The organism is Aquimarina callyspongiae, from assembly GCF_034322225.1.
Classification (GTDB): Bacteria; Bacteroidota; Bacteroidia; order Flavobacteriales; family Flavobacteriaceae; genus Aquimarina.
In genome coordinates this window covers 19,202-33,439 of sequence record NZ_JAXLPA010000003.1, presented here as the reverse complement: position 1 = coordinate 33,439, position 14,238 = coordinate 19,202, and the positions used below count along the sequence as shown (strand labels likewise).

Here is a 14,238-nt window from a genome sequence, read left to right as displayed (position 1 = left end):
ATTGCTCCAGTTTTTGATATAATAAAGAAGGAGGTTGTTGTTTCAACCTCCTTCTTTATGTTTTGGGACTACTGATTAGGCTTGTTTTAAAATTGTTTAATTATTGGTTGGTTGTTTTGTTTGTAAAGGAAAATTATAAAACACGGTGAAAGTTTTTTTTATAGTTGGGTAATGAAATTTGATTTAGTGCACTTATTAATAGATCGATCTAAATTGGAGGGAGCTGAAAATCCGATTATGAATAAAGAGTAAGCATAATAAATTTAAAAATCATTCAAGAATTATGAAGACTAAAAAAATGCAATCATTAAAAAACTTTGAGGTATCTAAAGAAGAAATGAAAAACACTACTGGTGGTTTATATTATGGACACGGAGTGTATTGGGCTCACGTAGAAGGAGATGTTGTGCTACACCGCACAGGTAGTATTGGTACATATGTAGACGGGATGAGTAATGGTACTGATGGTTATGAAGATTAAGTAACAGTGAAGTTATCACTCAGTTTATCTATGTATAAATTGAGTGATTTCTGTTTAAGTAATTATAATATGATATTAATTATATCCATAGAACAAGATGAGAGCACTATTGATATTATCAGGTGGTTACATCATTTAGGTGAAAAGTATATATTACTTAATAATAATGAATTGATTGATAATATTTCAATAGATATTAATACCTCAGATGTATACCTTACCTGTTCCGGAATTAAGATTAATTTTAAAGAAATAAAATCAGTATGGTACAGAAGAGGGAATTTTAAAATTGATAACGCTTCTATATCGGGGGATTTTGTGTCTGACAAAATCAATGATTTTTTAAAAAAGGAAAATAATGAGTTGTATGAGTATTTACATTATTTACTAAACGAAAAATATACCATAAATAATTATAATTATAAAAAAGTAAATAAGCTGATTGTTTTAACAATGGCAAGGGATTTAGGATTAGATATTCCCGAAACTTTGATAACTAATTCTAAAACTGAAGTAGAAACTTCTTTGAAAAAAGGCGATCTAATTACTAAAGCAATCCGAAATCCTATAAATTTTTATGGAGATACCTATTGGTTACCTAACTATACTACTGTAGTTGATGAAAAAAACACTCCTGGTTTTAATGATATTTTTGGTACAAGTCTATTTCAAAAACAGATACCTAAAAAAATTGAAATACGTAGCTATATGATCGAAAAAGAGCTACATTCTATGGCTATTTTTTCACAAACTGATGAACAGACTATTGTAGACTTTAGAAAATATAACAACAGAAAACCTAATAGAAATGTGCCCTATCAATTACCAGAAGAAATAGGTGATAAATTAAAAAGGCTGGCTTTACAGTTAAACTTAAATAGTTGTTCGTTTGACTTGATATATACGCCATCAAAAAAATACATTTTTCTGGAGGTAAATCCTATAGGTCAATTTGGGATGGTGTCTTATCCCTGTAACTATCAATTAGAGAAAAAAATAGCTCAAAAACTAGCGCAATATGATATCTGAAAAAGAAGCAGAAGTATTATTAAAAAAAATCAAGAAAAATCAAAAAGCCGAATTGCCAGTTTTATTGCAGTTATCTGAGATAACATCTATTAGCAGTTTTTCAAAAAAACTCATAACCCATCGTGTGCATATATCAAAATATCAAGATAGATATGCTTCCAAAAGATCGTTTTATAAGGCAATTACAATTCAATGTCCACTTCGTAATGAAAAATAAACAATATATCTCATTATATGCTAATTGCATACCAGTTAAAGGAGAACATAAATCAGGAGTTTATGATTTACAACGAGGAGATTTTATTGATATCCCCAATGATCTATATGATTTTATTCAATTGTTTGATACAAATAACCTAACTGATTTATATCGATTGACAGGAAAAGAAAACCATCATATCATTCTTGAGTATATTCAGTTTTTGATTGATAAAGAATTGGCATTTATATTGGATGAGGACGAAAAAGAAATGTTTCCTAAAATATCTAAGCAATGGGATTATCCTGCAAAAATTTCAAATTCAATAATTGATGTTAGTGAAGTTACCTTGACGGTGCTGCCAAAGATATTTGAACTTCTGTCAGAACTCGGTTGTGAACATTTGTATATAAGAGTTAAGATGAAAAAGCCTGTAAAGGTGATAGGATATATTCTTGATCTTTTGGCAACTTCATCAATATATTCCATTGTTTTTGAAGCAGATCTAGAAGTGGAGAAGGATATTAGTAATTATATTGATTTGATAGAAGCTCATAAACGAATAGAGACTCTTTTTTTGTTTTCTGATAAAGAGTTAATTTTTAGTTCGGAAAAAATAATAATTGTCAATAAACTGAATTTCATTGCTAGAAAAGAAGCGTTTTTTACTGTTAATTCATTATTGTTTAATGAATCGCAGAAGTATAATACCTATTTTAATAAGAAGCTTTATGTAAATGAAAAAGGAATTCTCAAAAACGCACCCGAATGTAATGATGAATTTGGGAATATAAATAACCTGGATTTAGATGATCTAAAATATATTATAGATTCATCTGATTTTCAAAAGTATTGGGGAGTACATAAGGACAAGATTGAAGAATGTAAAAATTGTGAATACCGATATATGTGTGTTGATAATAGACTGCCTAAATATAATGTTGATAAAGGATATTTTTTTGAGGAGAGTTGTATGGTTAAAACAGCTGTAGGAGGTTAGAATTAAATTTTTCACAAATTTTGTGATCAAAATAATATATAAACAGACAAGTCTGAACCAGGTAAATTATTTGCCCGGTTCAGACTTGTATTGTTATGACCTTATTATTATCTCTGCTGTGGAGGATATTTCTCCATAATCGCAGTAACAATCTCGTTAACTTTTTCTTGTTTTTTATTTACATTTTGGGTCAGTGCAGAAGTCCCCATTCCTTGCCATACAAGCTCTTTCTTATTGGCATCTATTAAATCAATATAGAGAGTTCCTTCTGTGGTTCTAGAAACAGTATTATAACCAGTTCCCCAGAACCAAGGATTCCATCCCCATCCATACCATCCTGCTCCAAAATTATTCTGGTAGATGTTTACATTTTCTTTTGTCTTGGTAAAAATACTAACTAATACATCAGGATTACTGGATTTGGTAAACCCTTTTGCCGTCATATCCGCTTCAATAGCTCTAAGAATACGTTTTTTGTCTAAATCGCTTATTTCGGCTTTGTCGATTCCCGGTTTAAAGAAAGCGTAGCTTTTATAAGAGTTAAAGTTAGTTTGCTTATCATAATCTGAAGCTACACGCACAGTTGTGCAAGAACTTAAGGTTATAATAAGGATTAATGATAAAAGAGAGAAAAATTTCATAATCCTGAATTTTATATGTTTAACAATAGATTTTTTATAACAGAAAGCCACAATAACCATACCAGTTTAGTAGACTTTAAATGTCTTAAATAGAGTTTTAAAGATCTCGTAATCGGTAAGTTTTAAATCCGGTGTGGTATATTTTAAGAATACCGATTTGTTTTTTTATCATAACCATAAGGGCAATGCCTGCAGCCACTCTCACAGCAGTACCCTCTTTTAAGATGATACTGTTCAGTAAAACAGCGATAACCCTCAGGTGTTAGATAATAATCTCCTTCTTCTGGCTTTAGTATTTTTTTAGGATTGCTCATCAATACAAAAATAGTATCTTGCAGTCAATATGCCAATCGTAGTTAACAAATATTTGATAGGCCGCCACTTTGTTGGTATTGCACTTTGGCCATTTATTGTTGTCAAAGATGCTGATCTTAAAGACGATCCTATCTTTATCAATCATGAAAAAATTCATCTAAGACAACAGGCAGAATTATTGATAGTACCATTCTATATATTTTATTTATTAGAATATGTTATTCGTTTGTTTCAGTATAGAAACTCTCCACAAGCTTATCGCAACATTTCTTTTGAACGTGAAGCTTATGAAAACGAAGAAGACCTATTATATCTTAAAAACCGAAAACCCTGGAGTTTTATTAAATATTGGTAAATGAATATTTTTTCTTCAGAAACGATATATTCTGAAAATCAAGAGATACACCATCCTGTATTAAAGAATGCTCATATTTCTTTATCAATAAAAAGAGAAGATCTAATTCATAAAGAAGTTTCAGGTAATAAATTCAGAAAACTTAAATATAATTTACGCGAAGCCAAAAAACTTGGATATGCAAAGGTTCTTACTTTTGGAGGAGCTTTTAGTAATCATATAGCTGCTACAGCTGCTGCTGGAAAAATGATGGGGTTGGATACTATAGGAATTATTAGAGGAGAAGAGTTGGCAAGAAATATACAGCATACATTACAAGAGAATAATACATTGCACTTTGCGAATGCTTCAGGAATGAAACTGGAATTTATTACCAGGGCACAATATAAAGATAAAACGTCTCCGGAGTTGTTAGAAGCCTTAAAAGAGAAGTTTGGAGATTTCTACCTTATTCCAGAAGGGGGAACTAATGCATTGGCCATACAAGGATGCGAAGAAATCTTATCTAAAGACGATTCTGTATATGATATAATATGTTGTGCAATAGGAACTGGAGGAACCATTGCAGGTTTGATAAACAGTTCATTTCAAAACCAAAGAGTAATAGGATTTCCTGCCCTCAAAGGAGATTTTCTTTTAAAAGATATTACTGCGTTGACAAAAAATAGCAACTGGGAGATCATATCAAACTATCATTTTGGAGGGTACGGTAAAATAAATAGAGAACTTATTGAGTTTATAAATACGTTTAAAAAAGAACAAGGTATCGCATTAGACCCTATCTATACATCAAAGATGATTTTTGGGTTATTTGAGCTGATTCAAAATGGTTTTTTTACAAAAAATACTCGTATTTTAGCGATCCACACTGGTGGTTTGCAGGGGATACCTGGAATGAATAAAAGATTGATTAAAAAGAACCTACCTAGTATTACGATTTGATATGACGATGAAGAATTTTTTTATACTATTATGCGTTGCTACATTTTTGATTTCTTGTGGAGGAAATAAGAAAGCTGTGGTTTCTAGAACTAAAAGAAGTACACCAAAGCGCGAAGTAGCTGTAGTAAAAGAACCAATTAAGAACGTTGAAAAACCAAAAGCAGTTGAAAAAGAGCCACTGCCAGAATTATCATATAAAGCCAAAATACAAAGGTATATCTATGAGTATTCTAGTATTGCTAAAAATGAGATGAAGTTATATGGGATCCCGGCTAGTATTACACTAGCACAAGGAATTCTTGAATCCGGAGCTGGATATGGAGATTTAACTCGTCGTGCAAATAATCATTTTGGGATCAAGTGCCATGATTGGGAAGGAGATAGAGTTTTTCATGATGATGATCTTTCTCAGGAGTGTTTTAGAAAATATGATCTGGTTAGTGAATCGTTTAGGGATCATTCTCTTTTTCTGGCCAACAGAAAGCGTTATGCTGCACTGTTTAAATTAAGAAAAAACGATTATAAAGGTTGGGCAAAAGGACTTAAAGCTGCCGGGTATGCTACAGATAAGAAATATCCAGATAAATTAATTAGTATCATTCAGCGATATGAACTTTATAAATACGATAGAGAAGTTTTAGGTAGAAATAAAGTAAAAAGAGTAGAAACAGTAATTGTACCAGACACAAATAGTAATGATCATACTGTTGCAAAAGGAGATACTCTTTATTCGATTTCCAGAAAATATAAAATAACTGTTGAAGAGCTAAGAGCTTTCAATAATCTTAAGGATAATACTATAAAAATCGGACAGGTACTTAAAATAGTTCCTGAAGACGAATCAGACGAATTTTAATCACATATGATTTATAAAAGAAGTAGCGCGTTATTTGAAGAAGCGTGTAAAGTAATTCCTGGTGGGGTTAATTCTCCTGTAAGGGCATTCAAAGCAGTAGGAGGAGACCCTATTTATATAAAAGAGGCCAAAGGTGCTTATTTATTTGATGAAGATGATAATAGATTAATAGATTATATTAATTCATGGGGACCAATGATTCTAGGGCACGCATTTGCTCCAGTAGTCGATGCTGTTATCGAAAAAGCAAAAAAAGGAACTAGTTTTGGTACTCCAACAGAGATTGAAACACAAATTGCTGCATTGGCCGTTTCGATGGTGCCAAATATTGATAAAATTAGATTTGTAAATTCTGGAACAGAAGCTTGTATGAGTGCTGTTCGATTAGCTAGAGGCTATACAGGTAAGAATAAAATTATCAAATTTGCAGGTTGTTATCATGGGCACAGTGATTCCTTTTTGATTCAGGCAGGAAGTGGCGCTGTAACTTTTGGAAGCCCTAATAGTCCTGGTGTTACTCCAGGTACTGCAAAAGATACCCTTTTGGCAAGATACAATGACTTGGATCATGTAGAAAGTATTATGCAATCAAACAAAGATGAGATTGCTTGTATTATAATTGAACCAGTGGCTGGTAATATGGGATGTATCCCTCCGCAATCTGAGTTTATAGAAGGATTACGAAGATTATGTGATACTCATAATATCTTGTTGATTTTTGATGAAGTAATGACTGGTTTTCGTCTTGCAAGAGGTGGAGCCCAAGAACTTTTAGGAGTTGATGCTGATATTGTAACCTTTGGTAAAGTGATAGGAGGTGGTCTTCCGGTAGGAGCTTTTGCCGCAAGAGAAGAAATCATGAATCACCTTGCTCCTTTAGGACCAGTTTATCAGGCAGGAACATTAAGTGGTAACCCATTAGCAATGGCTGCAGGATTAGCTATGTTAACAGAGCTTAATAATCATCCAGAGATTTATGATAATATCAATAAAAAGACTGCCTATTTGCATAATGGTATTGCTAAAGCCTTAGATGATAATAACATTGAGTATACAATTAATAGGTTAGGGTCAATGATTTCGGTACATTTTGCTAAAGAATCTGTCATTGATTTTGAAACAGCAGCCAATGGAAACAATGATACTTTTAAGAAGTTTTTTCACGGGATGCTATCAGAAGGAATATATATAGCTCCAAGTGCCTTTGAAACCTGGTTTATTACAGAAGCATTGACTTATCAAGATCTTGATGATACAATAAAAGCAGTTTCCAAAGTAGCAGAAAATCTTTAAAAATAAAGCCTATCGATACCGATAGGCTTATTTTTTTATCTCTATTGGATACCTTTTCGTGTTTTTTTGTAGAATTTTTCAAACTGCTCTTTAGTCAATATCTTTTTTAATTTATCATCAAAAGTATTTCCTTTACTAATACTAGCAGATTTATCTGGATTGTTTTTTCTTTCAGTAAACAACTTATGAAGTGCTGTTTTTTGCTGTTCTGATAATCCCAGTTTTTTGTTGTAAATCTCTACCAAATCTTCTGGAGATTGAGCATCAGGCATTTCTCTTTGAGTTGAGGTATTGTTTTGTTGAGCTACTATATTGCCTGATGACAATATTAACAGACCAAAACACATAATAAATAGGTACTTGTTCATATTGGAGTATTTTTTAATGAGTCTCTAAATTCGAAATCATCATATTAATATATTAGTAAAAATACTACTTTTTAAATATTTCAATTACTTTTAACACTTTTACTAACGCAAATCGACGGTTGATGCGACATATTTTGTCTAATAACATACATAGAATAACAGTATACTTAGTTATTATTTTATATGTGGTTTTTTTAGGAGTAATTACAGAACCTGATACTGGTAATTATGCGCATCTAACTATTATTGCTCCACCTGGATATCCAATATTTTTATTTGTGTTTAAAAAACTATTAGGGGAAGAAAGTTATTTCTCTTTTGTAGTTGGTGCTCAATTGATATTTTGCGTCATTAGTTGCGTATATTTAATCAAAGTTTTACATCGAGTTTTTGGTGTCAAAAAAAACCTTTTGATACTATTAGATATTATCTTGCTGGCTCCATTATTTATCCCTCAGTTCTTAGTTGCTAATAGAATTGTATCTCAAGGATTGTCTTACCCTTTTTTTCTATTAATTATAGCATTTTTTATAGAAGGTATTTTTGAAAAGAAAAGACGTTCATTTTGGTATATGTTATTAGCGCTATTTGTTGGGTTATTAGTGCGAACACAATTCTTCTTTATTATTCCTGTGTTGATGTTAGTGTTGGGTTATTTTTGGAAAGTTAAGAAAGGATTTAGATTATATGGGAGGCCTTTACTTGTTCTGATTGCTATTCCTATTATTGCTTCTCTGGTTGATAAAACATTTCATTATGCTGTATCTGATAGATTTGTAAGTACTGCACATACAGGAGTTCAAATGATGACTATGCCTTTGTTTGTGGCAGATCCAGAAGATTATAAGGTGTATGATGATTTAGAAACTCAGGAATATTTTAAATATGTATATAAAACTGCAGTAGATAAAAAGATTACAGATGACTATTATGTGCCAGCTTTTGGAGACAATGTATATCAGTACTTTCACTATAATTATGTAAACATTTCATATGTTGTTTTGTCTAAAGAAGGAAGGCAATTTTTGATGCCATCTGATCCTAATAGTGTGGATGCTTTAATTATGAATGATAAGTTTTTGATATCTATGTGGTTCCCGTTATTTTGGGATAATCTTGCTAAATGTATAGATCTTTTTTATAAAAATGTAAAGCATGCATTAGGAGGATTTTATATGATGCTTGTGTATTTAATGGTTTTGATAGGTTCTTTGATTATTTGGATAAAAAGAGGTGAAAAATTAGCATTATTTTCATTAGTGTTAATGCTATTGGTGTTTAGTAATGTAGTATTAGTATGTTTAGTAGAACATAGCATTGATCGTTTTATGATGTATCAACATTGGATGTTACCTGTACTGTTAGTTCTTCTATATAATAAAATAATACTAGATAAAAACAAAGAATCGCTAACCGATCTTACATAAATATTCCTTGTTATTGGATAAGTTTTAAAGTGGTTTCGTATAAATCGGTCTTGTGCGTTTTTGATAACAACCAGGCGTAGAAACTAATTTCGAATATATCTTCTTGTATTGTACTATTAATAATTGTAGCATTTTTTAGTGTACTCCTAAAGTTCTCTGTTAGAGTTGTTTCTGGATTGTGATAATAATCAGTAATGAGTTTTAAAAAAGTTATTATTCTGGTTTCTTCATGATCTTTTAGATATGATAAATGTTTCTTTTTAAAACTACGAAGCCTGGACTCAACTAAGTCAATATTTTCTAGTTCTAGATGTAATAAGATTTCAATTAGATTCTTTTTGATTACCCAGGTTATCCCTGCTTTTTCGATATACCAAATATCACTGTGAAAAAAACTTTTAAAGATTTGTAAAGCTTCTCGATAACGAGATTGTTGAAAATAGAATACCACTAAGCATAATTCTAGATCCAGAACGTAAGTAATCTGATCTTTATGTTTTTTATAAGGAAATTCTTCTACAAGCAATATAGCCTGTTTGACGTGACCTGTATAATTGAGATTTAGTGCTTTCAGCAATGTTAATTGAGGTGAAAACCTTTTGAGATATTTATTGTTTTGTTTTGAAACCCAATACTCCATTTGATCCAGATAGTCCTGAGAAGTTTTAAAATCCCTATTTCTAAAATAGGAGTTGGATATATAATATAAAATATGAATGTGATAGAACAGGTGTTTCTCTGATGATTTGTTTTTAGATTCAATATGCGTAACCGTTTCTTCTATAAATGGTAAAATAGAATGATAATCTCTTGAAATATGAGCTGTTTTATTGATGATCTCTAATAACTTGAATAAGGATCTAAAGGTGATATCCTGAGTGTTTGAGATATCAAAACTTAAAAGAGTGTCCTTTATAACAGGTAGAAAGTTTGTTTTTCTTTGTTCTAGTTTGTTTTGAATAGATGCATAAAATAGATTCAGGTTTTCTTCTTGTAATAAAGCTTGTCTGTTGGCTCTAAAATCCTGTATTAAAACTGGCAATATATCTTGTTTACTTAAATGCGCATATTGAATTTGGGTATAATAAATTTCGTTAAGAATACTAAACAGGTCATAAATTTTAGCTTTTTGTTCTGCTTTGTTAATTATTTTAAAAGCAATGCTGTATTGTTTTTGTTCGAATAAAATTCTACTGGCTAATAATAATTTTAGGATTTCCATCTCTTCTGATGTTTCTCCTTCAAAACTTTTAGAAGCTATAAAATCAATAATACTATCGTGTAATCTTTTGCTTAAGGCGTGATAAGCACCTTTAGCTTTTTTTCCATAAATATGAATATCTGGATTCTTGATTTCTGGAGAAGCATCAAGTAAGTTAAATAGTTGGATGTTCTTGGTGTCATGTCTTTTGTTCTTTCGTTTTAAGAACGTGGTAAAAACTTGTTTTTCTTCAGTAGACAAAGTATGTATTAAAGAAATTAATGTGCTCAATATATCGTAAGTTTTTATGTGTTTAATATCAATAAATATAGTAATAATTTAATTTTATAATGTAAATATATCATAAGTTTTTAGTATAAATAGAATTTCGTAATAACAAGAAGTGCTGCATTTTTGCCTTGTTCAATTGTAATAGTTGTTCAAAATTTAATCATCAAAATCAAATTATTATGGAATATAAATTTAGTAATGACGTAGTGGAAGAAACTATAGTCGAAAATCAAGAGAAAAAAGAAGTAAAAGTTTATGATCAAAAACCTACTGCTGCTTTTATATCGGCATCCTGGTCTGCTCTTTTTATAGGTATGATATCATATTGTGTTGGTTTATGGAATGCAGATATGGTGCTCAATGAAAAAGGATATTATTTTACAGTATTACTATTTGGTTTGTTTTCTGCCGTTTCGGTTCAGAAAAGTGTTAGAGATAAACTTGAAGGGGTTCCTGTGACAGAAATTTATTATGGAATTAGCTGGTTCACAACGATAACCTCAATACTATTATTAATTATAGGATTGTGGAATGCAGATATGGAATTGAGTGAAAAAGGATTTTACGGAATGTCTTTTACATTGAGTTTATTTTCGGCAATTGCAGTTCAAAAGAATACTCGAGATAAGAAGTTTATTGAAAATCAAGAGAAGTAATCAAAAGAAGGAGGTGGTCTCGGCCATCTTCTTGTTTTGATGATGAAAAAAGATAGTCGTGTGGCTGCGACTATCTTTTTAATCATATTATAATTATATAATCAATATGTTATGAGTTCAAAATTTAATAAAGAATTACAAACTCTTGTAAAAGATAAAATCATTTCTCCCGAGCTTTCAGAAAAAATAGAACAATACTATTCTAAAAAGGAGATTGATAAACCCAATAAATTGTTTACTATTTTTGGAGTCTTTGGTTCGTTACTTATAGGATCTGGTATTATCTTAATGCTTGCCTATAATTGGGAGGGTTTCACGAGATTTACTAAAACGGTTCTTGCGTTTGTACCATTACTATTAGGACAAGTTTTAGCTGGTTATTCTATTCTTAAACAAAAGAGTCGGGCTTGGAGAGAAACTTCAGGAACTTTTTTATTTTTTTCAGTAGGGGTAAGTATTTCCTTAGTAAGCCAGGTTTATAATATTATGGGAGATCTAGGTGATTTTCTACAAATCTGGATTATACTTTGTTTACCATTGATCTATTTAATTAGATCACATGCTTTGGCAATACTTTTATTGATCTTTAGCACCGCTTATGCACTAGAAGTTGGAGTTTGGAATTATAGGAGTACTGAAACCCCTTGGCTGTACATTGTTTTTCTATTAGCTATAATCCCTCACTATTTATGGCTTCTAAAAAAGAATATATCAAACAATATAATTGCTGTTTTTAACTGGGTTCTTCCTTTGAGTATTTCTTGCGCTTTAAGTGCTTTTATCAGAGGCGGTGAGTATTTTGGTTTGGCGTATATAACACTATTTGCTTTGTTATATATCATCGGTAAACAAGAAGTGTTCAAAGAGTTAAGAACTCTCAAGAAAGGGTTTTTGATTATTGGTTCCTTGGGGGCAGTAATTTCCTTAATGATTTTTACTTTTCGTTGGGTATGGGAAGAATTTTCAAGAGATATTGTTACAAATTCCGAAGGGTTTTATACCGCTTCTGTATTGTTGATAATGGCATTATCAGGTTTGATCTATACGATAAAAAAGAGAGGTATTCATTCCATCAATTTATTTCAAGTGACATTTTTGATTTTTTGGATCATATTTTTTGTTCCTATTAATATAACGATACCCCTAATATTAACCAATATCTTGGTTTTTGCTTTAGGAATATCTGCGATCAAGATTGGAACAGATAAATTCAATTTTGGAATACTCAATTATGGAATGCTTATTATTTCAATACTTATTGTTTGTAGATTCTTTGATACTGGAATGAGTTTTGTCATAAAAGGGATTCTGTTTATTACAGTAGGGATAGGATTTTTCCTGACTAATTATATTATGCTAAAGAGACAACAAAAATTAAAACAACTGAAAAACAGTAAAAGATAAATAAATGAAAACGAAATACTTGTTACTGCTATTTATACTTGTGGCATTGGTACAAATCTTTGTGCCAGCACAAATCATATGGAATAATAACGATACGATAACCTCAGGAAAAGCATATCGTTTTAAAACGATACCAATAGATCCTACAGATCCTTTTAGAGGAAAGTATATTACACTAAGATATGATATGGATTCATACATTATATCTGATACCACCTATGTAAAAGGGGATGAGATTTATGTGTATATCCAAAATGATGATCAAGGTTTTGCTATGATACATAGTATTAGTAAAGAACCATTAAATAATAAACTAGATTATGTAATTGCTGAGGTAACTGGAAATTATAATAATAAGGTAAAATTTAAATTACCATTTAATCGATTTTATTTGGAAGAAACAAAAGCACCTAAAGCAGAAAAAGCATATGCAGAAGCTAACCGGAACAATTATTTAGAAAATGTATATGGATTAGTCTATATCAAAAATGATACAGCTGTTCTCGAAGATGTAATCATAAATTGTGTTTCTATATCAGAATATGTAAATCAATAGTTTTTGAATCCAGATTAAACCTTTTTTTAATATCAGGGTCTTACTTATGGATAACAGAAAAACTAATGATTATGAAAAGGATATTAAAAATTGTTTTATTGATAGTTACAATTGCAACAATAACAACTTCTTGTGCAACTACTGTTAGAGTGCAACCTACACATAGAGTAGTAGTAACCAAAGTACATAAGCCAAAAGTAATTGTATATAAAAATGTAAAATATTATAGAAGTGGTGGCACTTGGTATATAAAGAAAAATAGAAAATATGTTACTGTAGCTGCACCAGCAGGTGTGAGAGTAACAACTTTACCTAGAGGGTACCGAGTAGTAAAAGTCAGAGGAGTAAAATATTATAAATATAAAGGAGTGTATTATAAAAAATCCGGAAGAAAATACATTGTAGTTAATGTTTAGTTTTGATTGAGTTGGTTGGTTAAAAGAGGAGGCTTATTATAAGCCTCCTCTTTTTAATATATTTTACCAGGCTTCTTCGATACGAAGTCGCTCTCCATTTTGATAAGAGGCGATAAAAGCATCTTTAAAACCAAGTCTTACTAATTCTTTTCTAAACATTTTGGCCTCATTCAAAGAAGCAAAATTACCAAGAGCATATTTATTATACTCTCCTGCTTTTATTTCTTTAAAATTTACATAGTTATCAGAATATAAAGAAAGATCTCTTTTTTCAAAAGCTCCTATTTGCACAGAATATGTTAATTCACCCTCTAATGATTCATTAACTTCTCCATTATTTCTTTCACCTTCTATTTCGTTGGTCATAGAAAGTCCTTGAACAGATTCCTCAAGCGTTTTGATCTTATCGTTTAGAGAGTTAACATGGGAGTCATACTCTTTTTTAGCAATCATATTTTCAGGAGTATTGAAATTCATAAAATAGACAGTTCCTGCTACTCCTAACAAGGCAATAAAACCTAGAATAATTGTCGAGATCTTAAATTTTCTGGTTTTTTCCTGCTCGTCTCTGATCTCTTTGGTATGAGCATAGTTGGTTATGCGCTTCTCTTCTTTAGCTTCATCAATTTGAACCTGAAAATCTAAAAGCTCTTCATCACTAATATAAGGCATGGTTACAAGTTTTAAAGTTCTCAAATATAAGTGATTATTAGCTGATGCAAAAATTAAAGAATCTTTAGATTATAAAGATGATATATAGAAGGTCAAAAGATCAGAAACTTATAGTATTTCTTGATATGTTTTTTAA

18 protein-coding genes are annotated in these 14,238 nt (G+C 30.8%); 13 read left to right on the top strand and 5 right to left on the bottom strand.

Features of this window, described 5'->3' with window-relative positions:
- The first annotated feature begins 283 nt into the window (after nt 1–283).
- The 4 genes from U0D62_RS12520 (at nt 284) to gwsS (ending at nt 2,709) form a co-directional block, all read left to right on the top strand.
- The gene (locus U0D62_RS12520) at nt 284–481 is read left to right on the top strand and encodes a hypothetical protein (protein WP_322287643.1); all 198 of its coding nucleotides are present in this window, start codon (nt 284–286) and stop codon (nt 479–481) included.
- A gap of 69 nt (nt 482–550) precedes the next feature.
- Nucleotides 551–1,510: a grasp-with-spasm system ATP-grasp peptide maturase gene (gene gwsG / locus U0D62_RS12515; protein WP_322287642.1), complete on the top strand. Its 960-nt coding sequence runs from the start codon at nt 551–553 to the stop codon at nt 1,508–1,510.
- Nucleotides 1,500–1,727: a hypothetical protein gene (locus U0D62_RS12510; protein WP_322287641.1), complete on the top strand. Its 228-nt coding sequence runs from the start codon at nt 1,500–1,502 to the stop codon at nt 1,725–1,727. The genes gwsG and U0D62_RS12510 overlap by 11 nt, the downstream gene beginning before the upstream one ends.
- Nucleotides 1,717–2,709, top strand: coding sequence for a grasp-with-spasm system SPASM domain peptide maturase (gene gwsS, locus U0D62_RS12505; protein ID WP_322287640.1), 993 nt, complete (start codon nt 1,717–1,719; stop codon nt 2,707–2,709). Before U0D62_RS12510 ends, gwsS begins: the two co-directional genes overlap by 11 nt.
- Before the next feature lie 107 nt (nt 2,710–2,816).
- Here gwsS and U0D62_RS12500 read toward each other — a convergent pair whose 3' ends face one another.
- Both U0D62_RS12500 and U0D62_RS12495 read right to left on the bottom strand, forming a co-directional pair.
- Entirely contained in the window at nt 2,817–3,350 is a 534-nt protein-coding gene (locus U0D62_RS12500) for a DUF4136 domain-containing protein (protein WP_322287639.1), read from the bottom strand.
- Nucleotides 3,351–3,493: 143 nt separating this feature from the next.
- A complete protein-coding gene (locus U0D62_RS12495) occupies nt 3,494–3,664 on the bottom strand; it encodes a DUF5522 domain-containing protein (protein ID WP_322287638.1) in 171 nt (56 codons plus the stop codon).
- Between the two features lie 29 nt (nt 3,665–3,693).
- Here U0D62_RS12495 and U0D62_RS12490 point away from each other — a divergent pair, with 29 nt between their 5' ends.
- From U0D62_RS12490 to hemL, 4 genes are read left to right on the top strand one after another with little or no spacing between them, the layout of a single operon-like run.
- Nucleotides 3,694–4,020 (top strand): hypothetical protein, encoded by a 327-nt coding sequence (locus tag U0D62_RS12490; protein ID WP_322287637.1) that lies wholly within the window; start codon nt 3,694–3,696, stop codon nt 4,018–4,020.
- Nucleotides 4,021–4,962 (top strand): 1-aminocyclopropane-1-carboxylate deaminase/D-cysteine desulfhydrase, encoded by a 942-nt coding sequence (locus U0D62_RS12485; RefSeq protein ID WP_322287636.1) that lies wholly within the window; start codon nt 4,021–4,023, stop codon nt 4,960–4,962.
- Nucleotides 4,963–4,969: 7 nt separating this feature from the next.
- Entirely contained in the window at nt 4,970–5,818 is an 849-nt protein-coding gene (locus U0D62_RS12480; RefSeq protein ID WP_322287635.1) for a glucosaminidase domain-containing protein, read from the top strand.
- Between the two features lie 6 nt (nt 5,819–5,824).
- Nucleotides 5,825–7,111, top strand: a complete 1,287-nt coding sequence (gene hemL, locus U0D62_RS12475) for a glutamate-1-semialdehyde 2,1-aminomutase (protein WP_322287634.1) — start codon at nt 5,825–5,827, stop codon at nt 7,109–7,111.
- A 41-nt stretch (nt 7,112–7,152) separates the two neighbouring features.
- On the opposite strand, the gene U0D62_RS12470 is transcribed toward hemL, so the two are convergent.
- Nucleotides 7,153–7,479, bottom strand: a complete 327-nt coding sequence (locus U0D62_RS12470) for a hypothetical protein (protein WP_322287633.1) — start codon at nt 7,477–7,479, stop codon at nt 7,153–7,155.
- A 122-nt stretch (nt 7,480–7,601) separates the two neighbouring features.
- Here U0D62_RS12470 and U0D62_RS12465 point away from each other — a divergent pair, with 122 nt between their 5' ends.
- Nucleotides 7,602–8,906: a hypothetical protein gene (locus U0D62_RS12465; protein WP_322287632.1), complete on the top strand. Its 1,305-nt coding sequence runs from the start codon at nt 7,602–7,604 to the stop codon at nt 8,904–8,906.
- A gap of 10 nt (nt 8,907–8,916) precedes the next feature.
- Here the strand turns inward: U0D62_RS12465 and U0D62_RS12460 are convergent, their stop codons facing one another.
- Nucleotides 8,917–10,398 carry a hypothetical protein gene (locus U0D62_RS12460; protein WP_322287631.1) on the bottom strand — a complete coding sequence of 494 codons (1,482 nt, stop codon included), beginning with the start codon at nt 10,396–10,398 and terminating at the stop codon, nt 8,917–8,919.
- A gap of 179 nt (nt 10,399–10,577) precedes the next feature.
- Here U0D62_RS12460 and yiaA point away from each other — a divergent pair, with 179 nt between their 5' ends.
- The 4 genes from yiaA (at nt 10,578) to U0D62_RS12440 (ending at nt 13,430) form a co-directional block, all read left to right on the top strand.
- A complete protein-coding gene (gene yiaA / locus U0D62_RS12455) occupies nt 10,578–11,054 on the top strand; it encodes an inner membrane protein YiaA (protein ID WP_322287630.1) in 477 nt (158 codons plus the stop codon).
- 111 nt (nt 11,055–11,165) lie between these two features.
- On the top strand, nt 11,166–12,458 hold the full coding sequence (locus tag U0D62_RS12450) for a DUF2157 domain-containing protein (protein WP_322287629.1): 1,293 nt from the start codon (nt 11,166–11,168) through the stop codon (nt 12,456–12,458).
- A 4-nt stretch (nt 12,459–12,462) separates the two neighbouring features.
- Nucleotides 12,463–13,014 carry a GDYXXLXY domain-containing protein gene (locus U0D62_RS12445; protein WP_322287628.1) on the top strand — a complete coding sequence of 184 codons (552 nt, stop codon included), beginning with the start codon at nt 12,463–12,465 and terminating at the stop codon, nt 13,012–13,014.
- Nucleotides 13,015–13,085: 71 nt separating this feature from the next.
- Nucleotides 13,086–13,430 (top strand): DUF6515 family protein, encoded by a 345-nt coding sequence (locus tag U0D62_RS12440; protein ID WP_322287627.1) that lies wholly within the window; start codon nt 13,086–13,088, stop codon nt 13,428–13,430.
- 63 nt (nt 13,431–13,493) lie between these two features.
- Here U0D62_RS12440 and U0D62_RS12435 read toward each other — a convergent pair whose 3' ends face one another.
- Nucleotides 13,494–14,102, bottom strand: a complete 609-nt coding sequence (locus U0D62_RS12435) for an SPOR domain-containing protein (protein ID WP_322287626.1) — start codon at nt 14,100–14,102, stop codon at nt 13,494–13,496.
- Nucleotides 14,103–14,238: the final 136 nt, after the last annotated feature.